Genomic DNA, 21,691 nt, shown 5'->3' on the forward strand with positions numbered 1-21,691 from the left:
CCCATGAAATTCTCCCGCGTGGTCCTGCTGCTGGCACTGGCCGGCGCCTCCGCCCCGGCGCGGGCCGACGACTGCCGGTTCGACGATCACGCCGGACTGCAGGCGATGACGCCCGAGGCGTTCAACCGCGGGCCTGGCGATGGCTGGGACGCACTGATCGAGCGCTCGGGCTGCCAGCTGGAGATCGCTGACCTGTTCGCCGCCTACCGCCGACAGTCCAAGGCGGCCGGGCATACCGAGCTGACCTGGCATGAGGCGCAGCTACGCGCCGACGCAGGGCAGCGCGATCCCGCCAGCGCCTTGATGCGGCTGACCTACAGGCCCCGCAACGCTGATCCGGAGGGATGGAACCTGTACGTCGACGCCACCATTGCGTTTCTCGATGACGACCTGCCGGCACTGCGCCGCATTCGCGCGCGACTGGCTGCACTGCCACCGCCGGCGGGCAGCGGGCTCAACGATGGGTCGGCGCTGATGCAGGCCGTGGATGGCGCGCAGAGGGCGCCTTGGCCGCCACGGTTGAAGATCGTCGATGCCCTCATCCGCTGCATGTACCAGCCCTACGCGCTGGCGTCCGGATCGTGCCCGGAACCGTAGTACGGCCCCCGGTCAGCCGATCACGCGCTTGAACGGCGGCAGCGCGTCGATGATGCGCTTGCCGTAGCGGCGGGTCAGCAGCCGCGAATCGAGAATGACCACGCGGCCGGTGTCGGTGGAGGTACGGATCAGGCGGCCGGCAAACTGGGTCAACGTGCGCAGCGCATGCGGAATGGCGATCAGGTTGAAGGCATTGAGCCCGCGCCCCTCGAACCACTCGCTGAGGGTGGCGGTCTGCGGGTCGGTCGGCACCGCGAACGGCACCTGGGTGATCACCACGGTGGTGCAGGCCTCGCCGGGCAGGTCGAGGCCCTCGCCGAACGAGTTCAGGCCGAACAGCACCGAGCCCTCGCCTGCCGCCACACGCCGCAGGTGCTCGTCGATCAGGCGGGTCTTGGACATCTCGCCCTGCACCAGCACCTGCTTGCGGCGCGCGGCCGACATCAGCCCGGCCACCTTCTCCATCTTCCAGCGCGAGGTGAACAACACCATCGAACCCTTGGCCCAGTCCAGTTCGGTGTCCAGATAGCGCGCCACTTCACGCGGGTGGCCCTCGCGGTCGTCCGGCGTGACCGGGAACTTCGGCACGATCAGCTCGGCCTGGTTGGGCAGGTCGAACGGCGAAGACAGCGAAACCATCTCGGCCTCTTCCGGAATACCGTTGTCGATCGCCAGCGACTGGAAGTCGCCACCGCCGGTCAGCGTCGCCGAGGTCATCACCACCGAGTCCACTTCATCCCACAGCAGCTTGCGCAGCACGTGCGCGGCCGACACCGGCGAGCCGTGCAGCACCAGGTCGCCGTCGCGGGTGGCGGTGACCCAGCGTGCCATCGGCGGCGCGCCGTCCTTGTCCTCGCGGCGCCAGGCCTGCCACAGGTTGTACTGCTGCTCGATCATCTCCAGCGCCATGCCCAGGTTGCGCTGCAGGCGCTCGCGCGCGGCATCGTCCGGCTTGCCCTTGGCTACCTGTGCGGTGGCGGCGTGCGCCCAGTTGTAGAGGCTGCGGGTATCGTCAGCCAGCGCCTCGATCGGCTCGCGCCAGGCCTCGGGCAGGCGCCCGTTGGCCGCGCGCCACATCGGCTCTTCGTCCGCCGGCGCCGGCATCCACACCCGCTCGACGTGGTCACGGAACGCACGCAGCTGCTTGGCCACGTTGCTGGCGACCTCGATCGCTTCGTTCGGCAGCAGGTTGCCCAGCCGATCCTTGTCGACCGCGCGGTAGGCACCGGCAATCAGGATCTGCAGGCGGCCGGTGCGCTTGGCCATCTCGTCCAGCGCCAGGCTGGCCGCACCCTGGTCGATCGCCACGTTGCCGATGTGATGGCCTTCGTCCAGCACCAGCAGCATGTCCGACGGCGGCGCGATCAACGGCTGGCCGTTGTCGCTGTCGCCGATCGACAGCGCCGACAGCAGCAGCGCGTGGTTGGTGACCACGATCTGCGCATCGCGCACGGTGTTGCGTGAGCGCAGCACCGCGCACTGCGCCGAATAGGCGCAGCGGCGCCCGGCGCAGCCCGAAGCCGGCGTGGTGATGCGGCTGCGCAGGCCGGGGCTGATGGTCTCCGGTGCGTTGTCGATATCGCCGTCCCAGCTGCCGCCGGTGAAGGCGTCAGTCAGGCGCTTGGCGATGTCCATCTCGATCGGCGCCAGCGGCCGGTCGAACAGTGGCGCGTCATCCTCGAACATGCCGCCCTGCGAGCCCTCGCCCTGCGCTTCGGCGGCATTGCGCGTGCACAGGTAGCGGGTACGGCCCTTGGCCAGCGCGACGGTTGCTTCCAGGCCGGTGGCCTTGAGGAAGTTCGGGATATCGCGCTCGACCAGCTGCGACTGCAGCGCCACGGTACCGGTACTGATCACCAGCTTCTTCTTGCTGGCCAGCGCAATGGGTACGCCTGCGGTGAGATAGCCCAGGCTCTTACCGACGCCGGTGGGCGCCTCGACCACGCCGACGCCGCCACTTTTCGACAGCGCGCGCGACACCACGCCGATCATCTGGCTCTGCGAGCGGCGGGTGGAAAATCCGGGCGTATTGGCCTGCAGCGTCGTGTACGCCTTGCGGATTGCATCCTTCAAGGTGTCATCGAGCGTGCGCGGAGCGGCGACGGTTTCGGTCACGCCGGGAATTACCGTGGCTGGATCAGGCCGGTCATTGTCGCATGGCCGGCCGCATTCACCGTTGCCGGCACCCTGAACGGGCCAGCGGCGACGCTCGGCGGCGGCCACGGTCCGAAGCCCGCGCCGCTCCAGGGCGAGATACGCCGGGCATGCCCGGCGCTACCGCTCAGGACGCCGGGATGGAACGGGTACGCAGCAGGCGCACCAGCGCCCACACCAGCAGGACCACGCCAATGGCCTCGACCATCGCCAGTGCGAAATGCACCACACCCAGGATGGCGCTCATGCCCGAGATGGCGCTGAAGTTGCCATTGCTGACCAGCCACATCGGCAGCATGCCCGCGGCCAGGCCGCCCAGGCTGGACAGCAGCAACAGCAGCAGGCCGACCAGCGCGCCGGTGCGGGTGGCATCGCGCGGCGCACCGACCACCCAGACCAGGCCGACGCACAGCGCGATCAGCACCGGCAGGCGCACGCCGACCATGCTCAGCACGGTCACCATCAGGGCAGTGCTGTCCATCGATCAGTCCTCGCCTGCCAGCACCGCCGAACCCTGCCGCAGCGACTGGTAGACCTCGCCGGTCTGCGGGCGCACGCCGTGCCACTGCAGGAAGCTCTCGGCGGCCTGCTCGACCAGCATGCCCAGGCCGTCGACGGTATTGCGGCACTGCGCCGCACGGGCCCAGGCCAGGAAGGCGATGGCTGCCTCGCCGTAGTTCAGGTCGACGGCGGTGGTCATCGAATTGACCAGCGACAGCGGCAGCTTGAACTCGACGTCGCGGTCACGGCCGGCGGAGGTGGCGTTGACGATCAGCTCGAAGTCGCCCAGGTCGCGCAGGTCTTCCCAGTAGCGGCTGATCGCGCGGCCCGGTTCACCCATGGCATCGATCAGTTCGTCGGCACGTTCCGGCGTGCGGTTGACCACCACCAGTTCGGTGATGCCGGCATCGAGCAGCGCCGGGGCGACACTGCGCGCCGAGCCACCGGCACCGATCATCAGCACGCGACGGCCACGCAGGTCCAGGCCGTGGCGGTCGGTCAGGTCGCGCACCAGGCCGATGCCATCGGTGGTGTCACCGTGCCAGCGGTCGCCCTTGCGCAGCAGCGTGTTGACCGAGCCGGCGCGGCGCGCCCGTGCGGTCAGCGTGGTGCACACCGAGAACGCGGTTTCCTTGTGCGGCAGGGTGACGTTGGCACCGACACCGCCTTCGGCAGCGAAGGCCTCCAGGCCGGCCAGGAACGCATCCGGGGCCAGGTCGATCGCGCGGTAGTCGATGGCGATGCCTTCCTGGCGACCGAACGTCGCATGGATCTGCGGCGACTTCGAGTGGGCAACGGGGTGTCCGAAGACGGCGTAACGGTCGGTCATGGAATCCTCAAGCTGGCTAGACTGATGCTCTGTTCGTGCATGGAACCGGATGATGCGCATCACCCCGCCCCTGCTGGTGCTCGCCGCCAGTCTACTCTCTGCCCCCGTGGCGATGGCGTTGAACGAGTACGGCATCGAAGGCATGGGCGTGGTCTCGACCCGCGCCGACGAGGGTCGCGCCACGATCAGCGCCGATGGCCAGCGCATCGTCTTCGCCCGCCGTGGCGAGGCCGGCTGGGGCCTGTGGCAGGCACGCGTGATCGATGGCCGCTGGCAGCAGGCACAGGCGCTGCCGGTGGGCGTGGCTGGCGAGGCCCGCGATCCCTACTTCAGCCGTGACGGCCGCTGGCTGCTGTTCGCGGCCGGCCGCGAGGGCGCGCTGGCGCTGTACCGCGCCGCATTGGCCGCCGACGGCCAGCTGGGCCATGCGCAGGCGCTGGCCGGTGATGGCGGTCGCCGGGAAGAGCGCGGGCCGGCCCTGAGCGCGGATGGCAAGCAGCTGATGTTTGCCCGCCAGCAGGGCCGTGGCGCCGGCTGGGACCTGTTCGTGGCGACGCTGGATGCGCAGGGCCTGCGCGGCCCGGCCAGCGCACTGAGCGCGTTGAACAGCGCCGACGACGAGACCGACGGTGACTGGCTGGGCCATGACGGCGCCGTGGTGTTCAGCCGCGGCAGCGGCAGTACCGCGCAGGTCTGGAGCAGCGATTGTGCGTGGAGCGGCGTGGCGCTGCAGCCGCTGGGACTGTCGTTCAACCAGGCCGGCGGCTGGACCGGCGCGCCGGTGATCGACAACGCCAAGCCGGGCGAGATGGTGGTCGCCAGCAGCGCGGCGAAGGCACCACGTGCCGGCGGCGTGGATGTGTACCGGTTGGCGGTGCCGAAGGTGGCGGCGGTGGCTGGGTGCGTGCCGAGCGCTCGGTAGATGCCAACCTTGGTTGGCCTGTGTGAAAGCGCCAACCAAGGTTGGCGGCTACCAGTAGATCCACGCCATGCGTGGATGGCGCCCGCGAAGGGGTCAGAGCCCCTTCCTGCGGAAAGGGATCCGACCCCGGGCATTGCCCGTCAGCGCGACAACACCTTGGCGCGCAACTGCTCGTACTCCACTTCGCTCAGCTGGCCGTTGTCCTTGCGCTGGTTCAACGCGGCCAGCTCGGCCTGCACGTTGTCCGGCAGGGCCTGCTCACGGGCCACGTGGCGAGCAGCGGAGAGCTGCTCCGGCGGGCGCTTGCCGGCCCGCCAGGCGGCGATGAAGACACCGACGATGATGGCGCCGAACACCAGCGTACCGATGCCCCAGATCAACCATTGCATCCATCCCAGTTCGGGTCCCATCGCGTATTCCTCCGTCTATCGTGGCGCTATTGTCAGCGCTCGCGCAGCCATCGCGCCACCTGCGGCGCGAAATAGGTCAGCACACCGTCGGCACCGGCACGCTTGAAGCCCAGCAGCGACTCCAGCACGCAGGCGCGTTCGTCCAGCCAGCCATTGGCGAAGGCGGCCTTCATCATCGCGTACTCGCCACTGACCTGGTAAGCGAAGGTCGGCACGCCGAACGTCTCCTTCACCCGGCGCACCAGGTCCAGGTACGGCATGCCCGGCTTGACCATCACCATGTCGGCGCCCTCTTCCAGGTCCAGCGCGATCTCGCGCAGGGCCTCGTCGCCGTTGGCCGGGTCCATCTGGTAGGTCTTCTTGTCGGCCTTGCCGAGGCTGGCCGCGCTGCCCACCGCATCACGGAACGGACCATAGAACGCCGAAGCGTACTTGGCCGAGTAGGCCATGATGCGCACGTTGATGTGGTTGTCGGCATCCAGCGCACGGCGGATCGCGCCGATGCGGCCGTCCATCATGTCCGACGGCGAGACGATGTCCACACCGGCCTCGGCGTGCGACACCGACTGCTTGACCAGCGCCTCGACAGTGATGTCGTTCAGCACATAGCCCTTGTCGTCGATGATGCCGTCCTGGCCGTGGGTGGTGTACGGGTCCAGCGCCACGTCGGTCATCACCCCCAGTTCCGGGAAGCGCGACTTCAGCGCGCGGATCGCGCGCTGCGCCAGGCCGTCCTCGGCCCACGCCGCCGATGCATCCAGCGACTTCAGCGACGGGTCGATCACCGGGAACAGGTCGATCACCGGAATGCCCAGCTCCAGCGCCTCTTCGGCCACCTTCAGCAACTCTTCGATCGACAGCCGCTCCACGCCCGGCATCGACGGCACTGCGGTGCGGCCAGCCAGTTCGTGCACGAACACCGGGTAGATCAGGTCGTCGGTGGTCAGCGTGTTCTCGCGCATCAGGCGGCGCGAGAACTCGTCGTGGCGCATGCGGCGCGGGCGGTAAAGCGGATGGGACATGGCAGGCTCCGAGGAGTGGCTATTGCAACAGGTAACCCTGCGGCAGCAGGGGTTCGGGCAATGGGCGTTCGCCGAGCGCGTCGAGCTGGTCGATCTCGATCGTGCGCACCAGCGCGTCCAGCGGCAGGTCGTTCGGCTCCAGGCCGAACGGGTCTTCCATTTCTTCGCCCAGCTGATCCAGGCCGAAGAAGGCGTAGGCCAGCACCGCCGACAGCACCGGCGTGCCCCAGCCCAGCGAACTGGCCAGGCCAAACGGCAGCAGCACGCAGAACATCCACGCGCAGCGATGCAGCAGCAGGGTGTAGGCGAACGGCAGCGGCGTGGTGAGGATGCGCTCGCAGCCGGCCTGGATCGACGACATCGCGTGCAGGCGCTCCTCCAGCTGGGTGTAGAGGATCGGATCGAGTTCGCCGGCGCGCAGCGCCTGGGCCAGCTCGGCAGCGATCATCGAGAGCAGCGCGTCGGGTACGTTCTCGCGCTGCCCGAGTTGTTCGCGCTGGCGCTTGTCCAGCCACGGCAGGGCCATCAACGCCACGATGCGCCCGCGCAGGCGCCCGGCCAGGGCATGGGCGAACGCGGTGGTGAGGTAGGCGATGCGGCGGCGGCGACCGGCGTCATCGGCCAGCAGCAGGTTGACCTGGCGCGCCAGCGAACGCGATTCATAGACCAGCTGGCCCCACAGCTTGCGGCCTTCCCACCAGCGGTCATAGCAGGCGCTGTTGCGGAAGCTGAGGAAGATCGACAGGACCAGGCCAAGCAGGGTGAACGGCGTGACCGACACGCGTTCGATGCCGGTCGGCGGCGCCAGTTCCACCACCGCGGCCACCGCGATGGACAGGATCAGGATGGCCAGCACCTTGGGCGCGATCGCTTTGACGATCGAGCCGCGCAGGATGTACAGCAGTTGCCAGCCGTGGGGACGGGGTCGGATGATCATGGGGCAGCCGCGCCGGGCGCGGATTCACAGGCACGCGGGGGGCTCGCGCAGCCGTTCATTGTACGCCCCTGCCCGGCCCGCGGCCGTGTACCTGCGACGCCCTGTCGCACCCGGCGACGCGGCTCAGATCACGCCGCCACCCAGGCCCAGGCGCAGGATGCCGACCACCACCACGATGCCGTTCAGCACCAGCCCGGCCCAGGCCCGGCCACGCTTGGTCGGGTGGGTGAACAGGATGCCCAGCGCGGCGATCACCGCGCCCACGGCGGCGAACGGGATCAGGAACCAGTTGCCCCAGCCCAGCAGCGGAATCAGCGCCAGGATCATCCACAACAGCGCCAGTACGCCCCACAACAGACTGATCACACCCATTCCGCTCTCCCGCAGTTGGTTCCTGTCTGTCCACCATAGTCGTTCCCGCGGTCGCCGCCTACTGCCGTTGGCGGGGCTGTCACCGGCAGCGTGCTAGCGTGCTGCCGTGCGTGCTCTGGGCCGGGTGTTGGCGCCGATTCAGAGTGGCCCGCCGATGATCGCAACCAGTCCTACAGGGGTCGTGCCATGAACATCCGTTGGGCCGCGTTGGCGGCCATCCTGCTGGTCGCCGCCGGCTGTGCCAGCACTTCCAAGGTCATGCTGGGGCGCGCCCGCGCGCCGATCGATCCGGCACTGGTGCAGATCTATTCGACGCCGCCGGCCGGCTCCCAGGAAATCGCCCAGCTGGAATCGGCGTCTGCCGTGGGCTTCGGCACGCAGGGCCAGACCGATGCGGCAGTGGCACGCCTGAAGCGTGAGGCAGCGGCACTGGGCGCCAATGGCGTGGTGCTGATGGGCGTGGGCAGCAGCGGCTCGCCGGTCGGCATGTCGGTGGGCGCCGGCACGTTCGGCTCGCATGTGGGCGGTGGCGTCGGCATTGGTATTCCGACCACGCAGAAGCGCGCCGCCGGCGTCGCGATCTGGGTACCGAACCCGGCACCCCCGGCACGGCTGCCGACGCAGGTGATCACGCCGCAGCCGCAGCGTTGACCCTCCCGGGTCAACGCCGGTAGTGCCGGCCGCTGGCCGGCAACCTCAGGAATGCTTCCTGCGCCAAGGGAATGCCGGCCAGCGGCCGGCACTACCCCTGCAACAACCGACGCATCGTTCTGGTAGGTGCCAACCTTGGTTGGCACGAAACCCGCGGCGCCGACCAAGGTCGGCATCTACCAACGGCGATTGCCGGCCAGCGGCCGGCACTACCCCTGCAACAACCGACGCATCGTTCTGGTAGGTGCCAACCTTGGTTGGCACGAAACCCGCGGCGCCGACCAGGGTCGGCATCTACCAACGGCGATTGCCGGCCAGCGGCCGGCACTACCCGATGATGCTCAGCGCTTGTACTTCGGCACGAACACCTTGTTCACCGCATCGGCCAGCTGGTCCGGCGGCAGCAGGCCCTGGTCGAGCAGGAAGTTGTTGAACGCCAGGCGATCAAACTTCGCACCCAGTGCCAGCTCGGTCTGCATGCGCAGTTCCAGGATGCGGGTGTAGCCGTAGAAGTAGCTGCCGGCCTGGCCCGGCATGCGCACCATGTAGCGGTCCAGTTCCTGGGTGGCCATCGCCTTGGACAGGCCGACCTGCTCCATCAGCACTCGCTCGCCGTTGGCACGGTCGGTCAGGCCGAGGTTGAGCATCGGGTCGAGCATCGCGCGTGCGGCGCGCAGCAGGCGGAACTGCAGGGCGATCATCTGCCCGTCCAGCGGCTCGTACGGCACCATCTCGGCTTCGGCATACAGCGCCCAGCCTTCCACGTTCACCGAATTGAACGCGAACATGGTGCGTGCCAGCGACACGCCGCGCTCGACCATGGCGGTGAACTGCAGCTCGTGACCGGGGCGGCCTTCATGCGCGCTCAGCGTCCACGCCGCCGCACCGAAGTTGAAATCGTCGTACTGTGCGCCTGGGCCCGCCGCCGGGTTGCCCAGCGGCAGCACGAAGGTGCCCTGCTGCCCGGTGTTGTTGACCAGCGGTGCCGGCAGGAAATGCGGGGCCGGGCTGGCCGCGCTCTCGGCCGCCGAACCCAGGCGCATCTGCATGGCGCGCTTGGGCACGTCGACGATGGCATGCTCGCGGATCAGCGGATCGATCGCGTCGATCACCTTGCGGTAGTGGCCTTCCAGATGGTCGTCGGCGATCTTGTCGGCCTTCAGCGCACGGATCACCGCCACCGGGTCGCTCGGGTCGGCCACCTTCAGGCCCTTGTCCTTCGCCACCAGCGGCGCCAGTTGCTGCATCGCCGAACGGGTTTCCATGAACTCCAGCTGCGCGCGCTGCATCAGCAGCTTCGGGTCGATATCGATACCGACCTGCTTGAGCTGGTAGGCGTACAACGGTGCCGGCAGGCGCGCGTCGGCACGCGCCTTCGGCAGCACGGTCGTGCGCGTCCAGCTGGCGTAGTCCTTCATCTGCCCGGCCAGAGCCTTCATCGCTTCATCGGCGCCGGCGATCTGGTACTTCTTCAGCAGCGACTCGATGCCGGTGATGTAGGTCTCGACGTTGTCCAGCGACTGCTGCACTTCGATCTTCGTCGGCTGCAGCCGGCTGCCGTCCTTCAAGCGCTCTTCGTAGCGCTGGCGGGCCAGCGTGGTGAACGCGGTGCCGCCCGGCTGCAGGCCGGCGTAAGCCTTGAGGCGGTCGAGTGCCTTGGCCCGGCGCTCGGCCGGCACCTGGTCGGACAGCAGCAGGTTGAGGCCACTGAACACCGTCTGCGGCGCGTCACTCCACGGCAGCAGGTACTTCTCGTTGAGCTCGCTGCCTTCGATGTTCTGGTTGGCGGCGTGGATCATGATCTCCAGGTCCTGGCGGACATTGGGATCCCTTTCGGTGGCCAGCTTCGCCTTCAGTTCGTCGCGGGCCTTGGCCATCGCGGCGCGGTAGCGCTTGCCGTTGTCCGGGCCGAGGTCGGCCACCTTGTCGTCGTAGCCGGGCACGCCGAAGAAGCCGGTTTCTTCCGGCTGGAACGGGCCCTGCGCATCAAGCAGGATCTGCGCCAGTGCATTGCTGCGGGCCACCCAGGCCGGGCTGGCAGGAGTAGCGGACTTGGCGGCAGGTGCAGCCAGCGCCGGCGGTGCGGACAGCAACGGGGCAGCGGTCAGGGCCAGGGCAACGGCCAACGCGATCGGCTTCATGGTGCACTCCAGGACAGGGTTGCCCGCACCCTACGCGCTCAGCGCGGTGGCGACAATCGGCCGGAGGTCACAACGCCGCGGTCAGCGGGCATTCGCCACGTTCGCGGCAGGCCTGCAGCTCGCATTCCTGCGCGGCCTCATCGTCATCCAGCGCGGTCAGGTCGAAGGTCTGCTTGTTCTCGCCCAGCACGTACATCACCGGGTAGTCCCACACGTCGTCGCTGCGGGTGCCCTTCACGAACAGCCGGCCGTGCGCATGCGGTCCTTCCAGGGCCACGGTCAGGCCGACATCGCGCTGGCCGTTGATCGCGGTCTGCATGCTGCCCAGCGGCATCGATTCGGTACGCAGCGGTTCGCCGAAGGCTTCCACCAGTTCGATGCTGCATCCGGCGCGACGCATCGCCTCGCGCATCGGCGGGCTCTCGCGTGCCGCCTCGCTCCAGCGCAGCACGCTCCAGGCCACCACGCCACCGGCACCGGCCAGTACCAGCAGCACGGCCAGCGGCATCGCCCAGCGCCAGTGACGGCACCACCAACCGGCAGGCTTCGGGCCATGGGTGGGAATCGGCGGTGGCAGGGTCATCGGCGGGCTCCTTCCCGTTGGTGCATCAAGGCTTCAGGCAGCGTCCCAGGAAGGCTTCGGCCACACGGTAGCGATGCAGGGCATCGGCGCCGGACAGGCCATGCTTGGCACCCGGATAGGTCATCAGTTCGAACGGCTGGCCGCGCTTCTGCAACGCGCTCATCAGGCTGGTCGAATTGGTGAACAGCACGTTGTCGTCGGCCATGCCATGGATCAGCAGCAGCGGCGAACGCAGGCCATCGATGTGGGTCAGCACGCGCGCTTCACGGTAGCCGGCGTCGTTGCGCGCCGGCAGATCCATGTAGCGCTCGGTGTAATGGCTGTCGTACAGGCCCCAATCGGTGACCGGTGCGCCGGCCACGCCGCAGGCGTACTGGTTCGACGCCTTGGCCAGCAGCATCAGGGTCATGTAGCCGCCGTTGGACCAGCCCTGCACGCCGATGCGCGCCGGGTCCACCCACGATTGCTGCTTCAGCCAGGTCACGCCGCGCAGCTGGTCGGTCACTTCCACCGTGCCCTGCTTGCCATACAACGCGCCACCGAAGTCGCGGCCGCGGCGCGGGGTGCCACGGTTGTCCAGCGAGAACACCACGTAGCCCTGCTGGGCCAGGTACTGGTTGAACAGGTGGTCGCCACGGCCGGGCCAGCTGTCGGTGACGGTCTGGCTGGCCGGGCCACCGTAGACGTACACCGCCACCGGGTAGCGCTTGGACGGATCGAAGCCGGCCGGCTTGATCAGGCTGTAGTTCAGCGGGGTCTTGCCATCGGCAGCCATCAACGTGCCGAACTCGACCGGACGCTGCGCATCGCGGTAGCGCGCATACGGGTGCTTGGGATCGGCCAGGTCGTTCTCCACCAGCGTAGCGATCTTCTCGCCGTTGGCGCGGAACAGTTCAATCTGCGGCGGCGTGGTGCTGTTGGACCAGCTGTCGACGTAGACGCTGGCATTGCGGGCGAACGTGGCGCTGTGCATGCCCGGCGCCCTGGACAGGCGCTGCGGCTCTCCACCCTGCAGCGACACCGCGTAGATCTGGCTTTCGCGCGAGCTCTCGATGCCGGCACGGAAGTAGGCCTTGCCAGCCTTCTCATCGACCGCCAGCAGTTCGTCCACCGGCCAGTTGCCGTGGGTCAGCGCGGTGGCCTTGCCCTTGCTGTCGATGCGGTACAGGTGCTGGAAGCCAGTGCGTTCGGACGACCACAGCACGCTGCCGTCGTCGAGGAAGCGCAGGCTGTTGTGCAGCGGCACCCAGGTCGGGCTGGTCTCGTGGGCGAGCACGCGCTGGCGGTTGGAATCGAGCGCCACTTCCACCAGGTCCAGCTGCTTCTGGTCGCGCGACTGGCGCTGGAAGCTCAGGTGCTGCGCATCGCGCCAATCGACGCGGGCCAGGTAGATGTCCTGTTCCTTGCCCAGATCGACCCAGCGCGGCTGCGCGTCGGCGGCCGGTGCGATCACGCCCAGCTGCACGCGCACGTTGGCGTCGCCGGCGGCCGGGTAACGCTGCTCGATCACATCGGTGCGGTCGGCATAGACCTCGTAGCGCTTCTGCACCGGCACCGGTGCCTCGTCGATGCGGGCGAAGGCGATGGCCGAATCATCCGGTGCCCACCAGTAGCCGGTATGACGGTCCATCTCTTCATCGGCGACGAACTCGGCGACGCCGTTGCCGATGGTGGTGCTGCCGTCGCGGGTCAGCTGCAGCTGCCTGCCACTGGCCAGCTCGATCACCCACAGGTTGCGGCCGCGGATGAAGCTGACGAAGCCGCCCTTGGGCGACAGCTTGGCGTCGGTGGCGAAGCCTTCACCGTGGGTCAGCTGGTGCACGGCCGCCGCCCCCTGCTGCTTGAGGTCGTACAGGTAGAGTTCGCCGCCCAACGGGAACAGCAGGCGCTGCGCGTCCGGCGACCACTGGTAATCGACGATGCCGGTCATCGCGGCAATGCGCTGGCGCTCGCGGCGGGCCTTTTCCTCATCGCTGAGGGTTTCGGTGCCGGGCAGCACCACCTTGGAATCGACCAGCAGGCGGGTCTGGCCGCTGCCGATGTCGTAGGTCCACAGATCCAGCTGGTTGCGGTCGCTGTCCTTGCCGCGCAGGAAACTGACCTGCGAACCGTCCGGCGCCACCTTCGGCTTCATCAGGGTCGGGCCGGACAGCGGCAGCGGGCCGGTGATGGCTTCCAGGGTCAGCTTTTCGGCGTGGGCGGCGGTGCTGGTGGCGAGCATGAGGGCGAGCGAAGCGAACAGGTGGCGCATGGAGGATCCCGGCAAACGGCAGGTCCGCCCTGCGGCGGGCGCCGGGCGGTTGTCCCCCATCCTAACCAAGCCCGTGCAGGAAGGCAGCATGACCTTCTGCCCATGCTGCGGTGCTGGGGTCAGAGCCCTTTGTGCAACAAAGGGATCCGACCCCGCGGCGGGTCAACGCTGGCCGAACAGGTGCTTGCGCTCCTCGTCGCTGAGCGGCTTGCCGGCGTTCGGGTTCACCTGCTGGCGCAGGGCATAGGCGCGCTGGGTGGCCGGGCGCGCGGCGATGGCCTCGTGCCAGCGCTTGAGGTTCGGGAAGGCGGCGAAGTCCACCGGCAGCTTGTCGTAGGCGCCGATCCACGGGTAGCTGGCCATGTCGGCGATGGTGTACTCGTCGCCGGCCAGGAAGGCATGCTCGGCCAGGCGCTTGTCCATCACGCCGTGCAGGCGGCGCACTTCGTTGTCATAGCGCTCGACCGCGTAGGGGATCTTTTCCGGCGCATACACATTGAAATGCCCCATCTGGCCGCTCATCGGGCCCAGGCCCGCCATCTGCCAGAACAGCCATTCCAGGGTGGTCACGCGGCCGCGCGGGTCGCTGGGCAGGAAGCGGCCGGTCTTCTCGGCCAGGTACAGCAGGATCGCACCGGACTCGAACACGCTCTGCGGGGCGCCGCCATCGGCCGGGGCCTGGTCGACGATGGCCGGCATCTTGTTGTTGGGCGAAATGGCCAGGAATTCCGGCTTGAACTGGTCGCCCGAGCCGATGTTGACCGGGTGGATGCGGTATTCCAGGCCGGCTTCTTCCAGCAACAGGGTCACTTTGTGGCCGTTCGGGGTGGGCCAGTAATACAGGTCGATCATGGCGTCGGCTCGGGGTGCGGAAAGGAACCTGAAGTCTAGTGCGTGAGTTGGGTTGGCACCGTCATGGCGGGCCGGTAACCTCGCCTCTCCCCCGAAACGCAGCATCCCCCGCATGAGTGCAAACCGCCCGCCGCTCTCCCCGTTGTCCACGCTGATCTTCGCCTCGCGCTGGCTGCAGCTGCCGCTGTACCTGGGCCTGATCGTGGCGCAGTGCGTCTACGTGTTCCTGTTCGGCAAGGAACTGTGGCACCTGATCTCGCATTCCGCCTCGATGGGTGAACAGCAGATCATGCTGATCGTGCTGGGCCTGATCGACGTGGTGATGATCTCCAACCTGCTGGTGATGGTGATCGTCGGCGGCTATGAGACCTTCGTCTCGCGCCTGCGCCTGGAAGGCCACCCGGACCAGCCGGAGTGGCTGAGCCACGTCAACGCCAGCGTGCTGAAGGTGAAGCTGGCGATGGCGATCATCGGCATTTCCTCGATCCACCTGCTGAAGACCTTCATCGCCAGTGGCGCGCTGAATGGCATCCCGCTGTGCACGCCGGAGCAGATGACTGTGGCCGCCGCCAACATCGGTGTCGCCCGCTGCTCGATGCTGACCCCGGACGGCGTGCTGTGGCAGACCATCATCCACTGCGTGTTCATCCTGTCGGCGATCGGCATCGCCTGGACCGACAAGCTGATGTCCAACGGCCACAGCAAGCACCACGACAAAGCGCAAGACCACTGAGGTCGTTGCCAGCAGCGGCATGACGCCGTTGCCCGTTCCGGCCACCGCCCCTTGTACGCGGCGGTGGCCGGGATGCTAGATTGCACCCTCGCCGTTGCCGGCGGTGGCGTCGGGAAACGTCACCCTGCCGCGCCCGGACCGCAGGTCCCGGCCATGCACATCAATGATTTACGTCACGTCGTCTTCTAGAGGGGAGCAGGATGTCGCACGTCTCAACGATCACCGCCGCGCGCCGGTGGCTGCCGGTTGCCCTGGCACTGGCACTGGCCGCCTGCTCGGGCAAGGAAGAAACCGCAGCACCGGCCCCGGCCGCCGCACCCAGCGCCGCTGCACCGGCCGCACCGGTGGTCGCTGCCAAGGTGCAGTCGATGGGCACCGAGCAGCTGCGTGAGTCGGCCAGCCAGGCGCTGCGCGAGAACCGCATGTACGCGCCGGCCGGCGACAACGCCATCGAGTACTACCTCGCCCTGCGCGACAAGACCCCGGACGACGCCTCGGTGAAGAGCGCGCTGACCGACCTGCTGCCCTACACCCTGATCGCCGCCGAACAGCACCTGGGTCGCGAGGACTACACCGAAGCGCAGCGCCTGGTGGCGCTGATCGAGAAGGTGGATGCGTCCGCACCGGCGCTACCGCGCCTGAAGGAAGGCCTCGCCAAGGGCGTGCAGAACGCTGCCAAGCGCACCGAGGCCGAAGCCGAGAAGGCGAAGAAGGACGCCGACGACCGCAGCAAGCAGCAGACCGAACAGCAGCGCCTGGCCGAGCAGCGCGCCAAGGAAGCCGACGCGGCCAAGCAGATCGCCGCGCAGCAGGATGCCGCCCGTCGCGACAATGAACGCCAGGAAGCCGAGCGCCAGGCCGCCGCCCGCCGCGAAGCCGAGCAGAAGCAGCAGCAGGCCGCCGCCCAGCAGGCCAGCGCCGCGCGCCAGGCCGCGGCTCCGGCGGCCGCTGCGGCCCCGAACCTGCGCCCGGTCAGCACCCCGGCACCCCGCTATCCGTCCGAGGCACTGCGTGCGGGCACCTCCGGCGAAGTGCTGGTGGAAATCACCGTCGGCACCGATGGCTCGGTGATCAACGCCCGCGTGCTGCGCGCAACGCCGTCGCGCGTCTTCGATCGCGAAGCAATGAACGCCGTCAAGCGCTGGCGCTTCGAGCCGGTCAGCGCACCGGTCACCACCCGCCGCACCCTCGTATTCGCCCCGGGCGGCACCTGACCGCAAAAGGGGACGGAGGGGATTAAGTCGTTTCCGACCCGCAATGACGACACGGCCCGGCATGTCCGGGCCGTACTCGTTTCAGGAGAGACTGTCGATCAGGCGCTGCAGTGCCGGATCGCGTGCGGCCAGCACCTGGAACAGGCCCAGCGCATGCAGGCCCGGCAGCAGCGCACGCAGGTCGGCTTCGGCGGTGGCGCGGAGGGCGGAATCACTGGCCGGGTCCCGCCAGTCGCGGACGCTGGCAAGGAAGGCACCGACGCTGCCCTTGCGCACGGTGACGCCGTTCACCTGCACGTCGTTCTGGTGGTCGGGAAGAATGTCCTGTGGCTGCATGGGTGATGCTCCTGTGGGATCGGGAGCCCAGTGTGCCGCCCAGCCAGCGGCACTTCTGCCGTATAACTGCCATTGGATATGGCAGATCAGACATCACCTGCGTTGATTGACCCCGCTTTGGCGAACGCCGAAGGCGGTCCCCTCGTCATGGCCTCCCAGCTGCGGGTGCCCGGACGGCGCCGCACCGCGCGCCACCAGCACGTGCGCGGCCAGTTGCTGGGTGCCCACCACGGCATGCTGCGGATCGCGGCCGGCGACCTGCACTGGCTGCTGCCGGCGGGGCATGTTGCCTGGATTCCGCCCTTGCTGCCCCACGCACTGGTGGGGGCGGAAGGGTTCGATGGCTGGAGCCTGTACTTCTGCGCCGAGGCCTGCCTGGATCTTCCCGCCCAACCGCGTATTTTCCAGCCCAACGCGCTGTTGCAGGCCGCGATGACGCGTGCGCTGCACTGGCCACACCAGGCACTGGACGCCGCGCAGGCACGCCTGGCCGGCGTGATCGCCGATGAGATCACCGCCAGCACGCCCCTGCCGCTTGCCCTGCCACAACCGCAGGATCGGCGGTTGCAGAAGATCGCTTCGGTGCTGGCGCGTTCGCCGGACGACCTGCGCAGCATCGAGGCGTGGGCGGCCGCCAGCGGGCTGTCCAGCCGCAGTCTCGCCCGCCGTTGGCAGGCCGAAACCCACATGACGCTGAGCCAGTGGCGGCAACGCCTGCGCGTGCTGCTGGCGCTGCCCCGTCTGCTGTCCGGCGAGCCGGTGATCAGCGTCGCGCTGTCGATGGGCTACGACACGCCGAGTGCCTTCATCACCGTATTCAAGCGTGAGATGGGGGTGACGCCCGCGCGGTACGCAAAAGGGGACGGAGGGGATTAAGTCGCTTTCGACTCATCCGACACGGCTTCGCGGCGTTGCCTGATGTCCTGCTCCGCGGCCGCGATGACAGGCTGGAAACCCCTTCAGTCTTCGAATCCCATGCCCCGACAAGCGCGCCTGATGCTGGCAGGCCAGGCCTATCACGTGGTCCAGCGCGGTGTGAACAAGGGTGCGATCTTCGTCGACGACATCGACCGCCAACTGTTCCTGCATCTGTTGCACGGTGCTTTCCTCAAGCACCACGTCGCGTTGCATGCCTATGTCCTGATGGGCAACCACATCCACCTGCTCGCCACGCCCTCCACACAGCAGGGACTAGCGGGCGCAATGCGCATGCAGGGCAACAACTACGTGCAGGCCTTCAACCAGCGGCACGGACGCAGTGGGCCGCTGTGGCAGGGCCGCTTCCATTCCTCGATGATCGACAGCGATGCTTATCTTCTCAGTGTGTACCGCTACATCGAACGCAATCCCGTTCGTGCCGGGATTGCGGTCAGCGCCGAAGATCATCCATGGTCCAGCGTGCACGGCAACCTTCAACGACGCGATGATCCGATGCTGACACCGCATCCTGCGTTCAAAGCGCTGGCAGCGACTGCCCGGAAAAGGGCAACGTTGTATGCCGAGTTCCTGCGCGACGTGAATGCATCCGCCGATGTACCTGCGATCCGCAACCACAGTGCCAGGCAACGCCCAATGGGGGACGCTGCATTCCTGCGGATGGTGGAACAGACGCTGGGATGCCCCGTGGTGATACGCAGACGAGGGCGCCCGCGCAAGCAGGGGACGGGAGAGGCAGAAACGACTTAATCCCCTCCGTCCCCTTTTTGGGTCAGCCGGAGATCGCCAGGCGCTCGTTGTGGTAACGGCGAACGGCGGCGAACCACAGCACCGCGGCCAGGCCGAGGCTGGCGCCCAGGTAGATCGCCCAGACCGTCGGGGTGATGGTCTCGTGGCGGATCACCTTCAGCAGCATCTGGTTCTGCGACAGGAACGGCACGGCGTACTGCCACATCTCGCTCTTCAGCGGATAGGCCACCAGTGCGTAGCCGGGCAGCATCGGCAGCAGCATCAGCCAGGTCATGTGGCTCTGCGCTTCCTTCATGCTCTTGGCCGCGGCCGACAGGAAGGTCAGCAGCGAGGTGCCGATCAGCAGCATCGGCAACATCACCAGCAGCATCTGCAGCATCGAGCCGACGTTCATGTTGAACTGGCGACCGATGTTGCCGGGCGCGATCTGCGCGCTCACCTTGAACGCGACCAGCGTCAGCAGCAGCGACACGAAACCGACCACGCAGGCGGCGGCGATCTTGCCGCTGACGATCGCGCTGCGCGAGCCCGGCGTGGCCAGCAGTGGCTCCAGCGACTGCCGCTCGCGCTCGCCGGCGGTGGCGTCCATCACCAGGTAGGCGCCACCGATGAACGAGGTAAGCGTCAGCAGTACCGGCAGCAGCATCGACAGGATCATGCCGCGCTTGGCCTCGGCACTGGCCAGGTCCTGGCGCGCCACGTCCAGCGGGCGTGCCACCTGTGCATCGATGCCGCGCGCCATCAGACGCAGTGCTCCGACCTGGCCGTTGTAGGTGGCCAGCGCCGCCTCCAGGCGGGCGCCGGGCACTTCGGCAGCGCGCCGCGTGCTGTCCTTGATCACCTCCACCAGTGCCGGCTTGCCATCGGCCCAGTCCTTGCCGAAGTCATCGCTGATGCGCAGCGCCACATCGATGTCCTGGGTACGGATGGCCTCGGCCAGGTCCTTCGGTGCCGGTGCGGCATTGAGGCCCTGTGCGGCGAGGAAGCGCACCAGGTTCGGTGCGTTCTCCGCGCCGATGGTCGGGATCTGCAACGGCTCTTCGATCTGGGTGCGCACCCGGCTCTCGGCCAGCTTGCCCATGCCCAGCAGCAGCACCGGGTACAGCAGCGGCCCGAACAGCAGGGTCAGCAGCAGCGTGCGGCGGTCACGCGACAGGTCGCGCAGTTCCTTGCGCATCACCGTCATCAGGGTCGACATCATGCTCATGCGTGCAGGCCCTCTTCGCTGCCGATCAGTTTCACGAACGCGTCCTCAAGATTGGCTTCACCGGCCTGTGCGCGCAGCTCGTCGGCGCTGCCGGCGGCCATCACCGTGCCCTTGGCGATGATCACGATGTGGTCACACAACGCGCCCACCTCCTGCATGATGTGGCTGGAAAGGATCACGCAGCGGCCCTCTTCGCGCAGGCCCAGCAGGAAGCGGCGCAGCGCGCGCGTGGTCATCACGTCCAGGCCGTTGGTCGGTTCGTCGAGGATGACGTTGCGCGGGTCGTGCACCAGCGCGCGGGCAATTGCGGTCTTGGTGCGCTGGCCCTGCGAGAAGCCATCGGTCTGCCGATCGAGGATGTCGCCCATGTCCAGCGCGTGCGACAGCACCTCGATGCGTTCGCGGATGCGCTCGGCCGACAGGCCATGCAGCTCGCCGAAATAGGCGATGTTCTCGCGCGCGGTCAGGCGCTTGTAGACGCCACGCGCATCAGGCAGCACGCCCAGGTGGCGACGCACCTCCACCGGATGGCGCGCCGCATCGATGCCATCGACGGTGATGCTGCCCTGGTCAGGCGTCATCAGTGTGTAGAGCATGCGCATGGTGGTGGTCTTGCCGGCACCGTTGGGGCCGAGCAGGCCGGTGATCTGCCCATCCCCGGCGCGGAAGCCGACGTTGGCGACCGCCTGGATGCGGCCCGTGCGGGTATCGAAGGCCTTGTGCAGGTTGTCGGCGACGATCATGGTTCCCATCCGTTGAACGAGGTGAACGCCGGCACGTAGCTCAGCGTGTCCAGGCAGCCGGCATCCAGCGCCTTGGCATCGGTCTTGTCGATGAACTGGCCGAGCAGGCGCGGCATGCAGCCGGCGGTCAACGTGCCATGGCCCTGGCCACGGGCGACCAGCGCACGGCCATTGGGCAGGCCCTTGAGCACCTGCGCGGCGTAGCGCGGCGGGGTCACCGGGTCCAGCTCACCGGACAGCAGCAGTGCCGGCACGTCGCTGCGCAGCGGCACGGCATCGGTTGCCGGCGCCGGACGATGCGGCCACACCGGGCAGGCGGCGAAGAAAGCACTGGCGACTTCGTTGCCGAACAGCCGCTCGGGGTCCTCGGCCGGCGCGTGGTAGCGCGGCGCATCCTCGCTGCAGATCACCGACCACTGCATGCCGCGGTTGATCTGGAAATCCATGCTGCGGTTCGCGCCCCGCGCCAGCGATGCCAGCGGTGCGTAGCGACCGTGTGCGGCCTCATCCAGCACCAGTGGCAGCAGCGAGGAATACTGCGGCACGTAGGAGAAGGCGAAGGCCAGGCCGACCACGCTGTCCGGCGTCAGGACATCCTGCCGCGGCGCGTTGGTACCCGGGTCGCGATACTCGACCGAGACCGGCGCGCGGCGCAGGGTGTCGACCACGCTGCGCAGCTGCGCGCGGGTGTCGGTCGGGAAACGCTTGCTGCACGCGGCATCCTTGCGGCACTGCGCCGACTGCAGGGCGATCGCATCCTCGAACGTGGTCGCAAAGTCACCGCCGACCACCAGCTCGTTCGGCACCACGCCATCGATGACGATGCTGCGGGTGTGCTGCGGGTAGGCCCCGGCATAGCGCTGGGCCACGCGGGTGCCGTAGGAGCCGCCGACCAGGTTGAGCTGGTCCACACCGAGCGCCGCACGCACCGCATCCAGATCGGCGATGGCCTCGGTGGTGGTGTAGAAGCGCGCATCGGCACGCCCCTGCAGCGACGCCGCGCAGCGCTGGGCGTAGTCGCGCAGCGATGCCTCGGAAGACGCGGCGTCCTCGTCCACCTGCAGCGGCTTGCCGTCCGCGCCCAGGCAGCTGAGCGGGTTGGAGCCGCCGGTGCCGCGCTGGTCGATCAGGAACACGTCGCGCTGCTTGCGCACCTGGCGGAGCGCGGTATCGACGATGACCGCCACCTCGCTGGCCGCCTGGCCGGGGCCTCCGGCCAGGAAGAACACCGGATCGGGCTGGCTGGCACCGCTGCTGCCCGATTCCAGCCAGGCAATGCGCAGGCCGATCCGGCGGCCATCGGGCTGGGCCCGGTCCTCCGGTACCTGCAGGGTGGCGCACTGCGCCTCCACGTTGGCGCTGGCGCCTTCGGTGGACAGCGTGCAGGGCTGGAAGTCGATCGTGCCGAAACGGCGGCTGGGTGCATCGCTGGCGCTTCCGGCGTCGGCCGGCGGCGGCTGGCTGCACCCGGCAAGCATCAGGCTGGCCAGCATCCCGGCCAGCGCGAGGTGGTGTCTTTGCATCGTGCTCGTTTCCCCTGGAGGACGTTC

22 protein-coding genes are annotated in these 21,691 nt (G+C 68.2%); 7 read left to right on the plus strand and 15 right to left on the minus strand.

What is annotated here, in order from left to right; genetic code table 11:
• Window positions 1-3 precede the first annotated feature (3 nt).
• On the plus strand, window positions 4-597 hold the full coding sequence (locus tag EGM71_RS19820) for a hypothetical protein (RefSeq protein ID WP_188486619.1): 594 nt from the start codon (window positions 4-6) through the stop codon (window positions 595-597).
• 12 nt (window positions 598-609) lie between these two features.
• Here the strand turns inward: EGM71_RS19820 and dinG are convergent, their stop codons facing one another.
• The 3 genes from dinG to aroE all read right to left on the minus strand — a co-directional run bounded on the left by dinG (window position 610) and on the right by aroE (window position 4,081).
• Window positions 610-2,712, minus strand: coding sequence for an ATP-dependent DNA helicase DinG (gene dinG / locus EGM71_RS19825; protein ID WP_071228543.1), 2,103 nt, complete (start codon window positions 2,710-2,712; stop codon window positions 610-612).
• A 166-nt stretch (window positions 2,713-2,878) separates the two neighbouring features.
• Complete coding sequence (locus EGM71_RS19830) at window positions 2,879-3,232, minus strand: hypothetical protein (protein ID WP_188486621.1); 354 nt, start codon at window positions 3,230-3,232, stop codon at window positions 2,879-2,881.
• Between the two features lie 3 nt (window positions 3,233-3,235).
• Window positions 3,236-4,081 carry a shikimate dehydrogenase gene (gene aroE / locus EGM71_RS19835; RefSeq protein ID WP_188486622.1) on the minus strand — a complete coding sequence of 282 codons (846 nt, stop codon included), beginning with the start codon at window positions 4,079-4,081 and terminating at the stop codon, window positions 3,236-3,238.
• A 49-nt stretch (window positions 4,082-4,130) separates the two neighbouring features.
• Here aroE and EGM71_RS19840 point away from each other — a divergent pair, with 49 nt between their 5' ends.
• Window positions 4,131-5,003 carry a TolB family protein gene (locus EGM71_RS19840; protein ID WP_188486624.1) on the plus strand — a complete coding sequence of 291 codons (873 nt, stop codon included), beginning with the start codon at window positions 4,131-4,133 and terminating at the stop codon, window positions 5,001-5,003.
• 140 nt (window positions 5,004-5,143) lie between these two features.
• Here EGM71_RS19840 and EGM71_RS19845 read toward each other — a convergent pair whose 3' ends face one another.
• From EGM71_RS19845 to EGM71_RS19860, 4 genes are all read right to left on the minus strand, one after another.
• A complete protein-coding gene (locus EGM71_RS19845) occupies window positions 5,144-5,413 on the minus strand; it encodes an SHOCT domain-containing protein (protein ID WP_188486628.1) in 270 nt (89 codons plus the stop codon).
• Between the two features lie 32 nt (window positions 5,414-5,445).
• Window positions 5,446-6,435, minus strand: coding sequence for a porphobilinogen synthase (gene hemB, locus EGM71_RS19850; RefSeq protein ID WP_006400669.1), 990 nt, complete (start codon window positions 6,433-6,435; stop codon window positions 5,446-5,448).
• 19 nt (window positions 6,436-6,454) lie between these two features.
• Window positions 6,455-7,372, minus strand: coding sequence for a bestrophin family protein (locus EGM71_RS19855; RefSeq protein WP_188486630.1), 918 nt, complete (start codon window positions 7,370-7,372; stop codon window positions 6,455-6,457).
• Between the two features lie 123 nt (window positions 7,373-7,495).
• Window positions 7,496-7,744 carry a hypothetical protein gene (locus EGM71_RS19860; RefSeq protein ID WP_005420185.1) on the minus strand — a complete coding sequence of 83 codons (249 nt, stop codon included), beginning with the start codon at window positions 7,742-7,744 and terminating at the stop codon, window positions 7,496-7,498.
• Window positions 7,745-7,930: 186 nt separating this feature from the next.
• Here EGM71_RS19860 and EGM71_RS19865 point away from each other — a divergent pair, with 186 nt between their 5' ends.
• Window positions 7,931-8,395: a hypothetical protein gene (locus EGM71_RS19865; RefSeq protein ID WP_014038879.1), complete on the plus strand. Its 465-nt coding sequence runs from the start codon at window positions 7,931-7,933 to the stop codon at window positions 8,393-8,395.
• Between the two features lie 341 nt (window positions 8,396-8,736).
• Here the strand turns inward: EGM71_RS19865 and EGM71_RS19870 are convergent, their stop codons facing one another.
• From EGM71_RS19870 to EGM71_RS19885, 4 genes are all read right to left on the minus strand, one after another.
• Window positions 8,737-10,536: a DUF885 domain-containing protein gene (locus EGM71_RS19870; RefSeq protein ID WP_188486632.1), complete on the minus strand. Its 1,800-nt coding sequence runs from the start codon at window positions 10,534-10,536 to the stop codon at window positions 8,737-8,739.
• Window positions 10,537-10,603: 67 nt separating this feature from the next.
• Entirely contained in the window at window positions 10,604-11,119 is a 516-nt protein-coding gene (locus tag EGM71_RS19875) for a cytochrome c oxidase assembly factor Coa1 family protein (RefSeq protein WP_188486633.1), read from the minus strand.
• Between the two features lie 25 nt (window positions 11,120-11,144).
• Complete coding sequence (locus tag EGM71_RS19880) at window positions 11,145-13,370, minus strand: S9 family peptidase (RefSeq protein ID WP_188486635.1); 2,226 nt, start codon at window positions 13,368-13,370, stop codon at window positions 11,145-11,147.
• A 162-nt stretch (window positions 13,371-13,532) separates the two neighbouring features.
• Window positions 13,533-14,222: a glutathione binding-like protein gene (locus EGM71_RS19885; protein ID WP_188486637.1), complete on the minus strand. Its 690-nt coding sequence runs from the start codon at window positions 14,220-14,222 to the stop codon at window positions 13,533-13,535.
• A gap of 112 nt (window positions 14,223-14,334) precedes the next feature.
• On the opposite strand from EGM71_RS19885, the gene EGM71_RS19890 reads away from it, so the two are divergent.
• Entirely contained in the window at window positions 14,335-14,955 is a 621-nt protein-coding gene (locus EGM71_RS19890; RefSeq protein WP_135967433.1) for a TIGR00645 family protein, read from the plus strand.
• Between the two features lie 200 nt (window positions 14,956-15,155).
• Window positions 15,156-16,169 (plus strand): energy transducer TonB, encoded by a 1,014-nt coding sequence (locus EGM71_RS19895; protein WP_188486639.1) that lies wholly within the window; start codon window positions 15,156-15,158, stop codon window positions 16,167-16,169.
• An 81-nt stretch (window positions 16,170-16,250) separates the two neighbouring features.
• Here the strand turns inward: EGM71_RS19895 and EGM71_RS19900 are convergent, their stop codons facing one another.
• On the minus strand, window positions 16,251-16,505 hold the full coding sequence (locus EGM71_RS19900) for a hypothetical protein (protein WP_188486641.1): 255 nt from the start codon (window positions 16,503-16,505) through the stop codon (window positions 16,251-16,253).
• 78 nt (window positions 16,506-16,583) lie between these two features.
• Here EGM71_RS19900 and EGM71_RS19905 point away from each other — a divergent pair, with 78 nt between their 5' ends.
• Both EGM71_RS19905 and EGM71_RS19910 read left to right on the plus strand, forming a co-directional pair.
• A complete protein-coding gene (locus EGM71_RS19905; RefSeq protein WP_188486642.1) occupies window positions 16,584-17,381 on the plus strand; it encodes an AraC family transcriptional regulator in 798 nt (265 codons plus the stop codon).
• A gap of 99 nt (window positions 17,382-17,480) precedes the next feature.
• Window positions 17,481-18,191, plus strand: coding sequence for a transposase (locus tag EGM71_RS19910; protein WP_188486644.1), 711 nt, complete (start codon window positions 17,481-17,483; stop codon window positions 18,189-18,191).
• A gap of 22 nt (window positions 18,192-18,213) precedes the next feature.
• Here EGM71_RS19910 and EGM71_RS19915 read toward each other — a convergent pair whose 3' ends face one another.
• From EGM71_RS19915 to EGM71_RS19925, 3 genes are read right to left on the minus strand one after another with little or no spacing between them, the layout of a single operon-like run.
• On the minus strand, window positions 18,214-19,398 hold the full coding sequence (locus tag EGM71_RS19915; RefSeq protein WP_188486646.1) for an ABC transporter permease: 1,185 nt from the start codon (window positions 19,396-19,398) through the stop codon (window positions 18,214-18,216).
• Window positions 19,395-20,141, minus strand: coding sequence for an ATP-binding cassette domain-containing protein (locus tag EGM71_RS19920; protein WP_135967438.1), 747 nt, complete (start codon window positions 20,139-20,141; stop codon window positions 19,395-19,397). The genes EGM71_RS19915 and EGM71_RS19920 overlap by 4 nt, the downstream gene beginning before the upstream one ends.
• Entirely contained in the window at window positions 20,138-21,664 is a 1,527-nt protein-coding gene (locus tag EGM71_RS19925; RefSeq protein WP_188486648.1) for an alpha/beta hydrolase, read from the minus strand. The genes EGM71_RS19920 and EGM71_RS19925 overlap by 4 nt, the downstream gene beginning before the upstream one ends.
• Window positions 21,665-21,691: the final 27 nt, after the last annotated feature.

Source organism: Stenotrophomonas maltophilia, assembly GCF_006970445.1.
In the GTDB taxonomy this organism is placed as follows: domain Bacteria; phylum Pseudomonadota; class Gammaproteobacteria; order Xanthomonadales; family Xanthomonadaceae; genus Stenotrophomonas; species Stenotrophomonas maltophilia_AU.

Excerpts from the sequence above, each read along its gene's own strand:
- EGM71_RS19820 (WP_188486619.1), top strand. The coding sequence starts at position 4 with ATGAAATTCTCCCGCGTGGTCCTGCTGCTGGCACTGGCCGGCGCCTCC.
- EGM71_RS19830 (WP_188486621.1), bottom strand. The coding sequence starts at position 3,232 with ATGGACAGCACTGCCCTGATGGTGACCGTGCTGAGCATGGTCGGCGTG.
- aroE (WP_188486622.1), bottom strand. The coding sequence starts at position 4,081 with ATGACCGACCGTTACGCCGTCTTCGGACACCCCGTTGCCCACTCGAAG.
- EGM71_RS19840 (WP_188486624.1), top strand. The coding sequence starts at position 4,131 with ATGATGCGCATCACCCCGCCCCTGCTGGTGCTCGCCGCCAGTCTACTC.
- EGM71_RS19845 (WP_188486628.1), bottom strand. The coding sequence starts at position 5,413 with ATGGGACCCGAACTGGGATGGATGCAATGGTTGATCTGGGGCATCGGT.
- hemB (WP_006400669.1), bottom strand. The coding sequence starts at position 6,435 with ATGTCCCATCCGCTTTACCGCCCGCGCCGCATGCGCCACGACGAGTTC.
- EGM71_RS19855 (WP_188486630.1), bottom strand. The coding sequence starts at position 7,372 with ATGATCATCCGACCCCGTCCCCACGGCTGGCAACTGCTGTACATCCTG.
- EGM71_RS19860 (WP_005420185.1), bottom strand. The coding sequence starts at position 7,744 with ATGGGTGTGATCAGTCTGTTGTGGGGCGTACTGGCGCTGTTGTGGATG.
- EGM71_RS19865 (WP_014038879.1), top strand. The coding sequence starts at position 7,931 with ATGAACATCCGTTGGGCCGCGTTGGCGGCCATCCTGCTGGTCGCCGCC.
- EGM71_RS19870 (WP_188486632.1), bottom strand. The coding sequence starts at position 10,536 with ATGAAGCCGATCGCGTTGGCCGTTGCCCTGGCCCTGACCGCTGCCCCG.
- EGM71_RS19875 (WP_188486633.1), bottom strand. The coding sequence starts at position 11,119 with ATGACCCTGCCACCGCCGATTCCCACCCATGGCCCGAAGCCTGCCGGT.
- EGM71_RS19880 (WP_188486635.1), bottom strand. The coding sequence starts at position 13,370 with ATGCGCCACCTGTTCGCTTCGCTCGCCCTCATGCTCGCCACCAGCACC.
- EGM71_RS19885 (WP_188486637.1), bottom strand. The coding sequence starts at position 14,222 with ATGATCGACCTGTATTACTGGCCCACCCCGAACGGCCACAAAGTGACC.
- EGM71_RS19890 (WP_135967433.1), top strand. The coding sequence starts at position 14,335 with ATGAGTGCAAACCGCCCGCCGCTCTCCCCGTTGTCCACGCTGATCTTC.
- EGM71_RS19895 (WP_188486639.1), top strand. The coding sequence starts at position 15,156 with ATGTCGCACGTCTCAACGATCACCGCCGCGCGCCGGTGGCTGCCGGTT.
- EGM71_RS19900 (WP_188486641.1), bottom strand. The coding sequence starts at position 16,505 with ATGCAGCCACAGGACATTCTTCCCGACCACCAGAACGACGTGCAGGTG.
- EGM71_RS19905 (WP_188486642.1), top strand. The coding sequence starts at position 16,584 with ATGGCAGATCAGACATCACCTGCGTTGATTGACCCCGCTTTGGCGAAC.
- EGM71_RS19910 (WP_188486644.1), top strand. The coding sequence starts at position 17,481 with ATGCCCCGACAAGCGCGCCTGATGCTGGCAGGCCAGGCCTATCACGTG.
- EGM71_RS19915 (WP_188486646.1), bottom strand. The coding sequence starts at position 19,398 with ATGAGCATGATGTCGACCCTGATGACGGTGATGCGCAAGGAACTGCGC.
- EGM71_RS19920 (WP_135967438.1), bottom strand. The coding sequence starts at position 20,141 with ATGATCGTCGCCGACAACCTGCACAAGGCCTTCGATACCCGCACGGGC.
- EGM71_RS19925 (WP_188486648.1), bottom strand. The coding sequence starts at position 21,664 with ATGCAAAGACACCACCTCGCGCTGGCCGGGATGCTGGCCAGCCTGATG.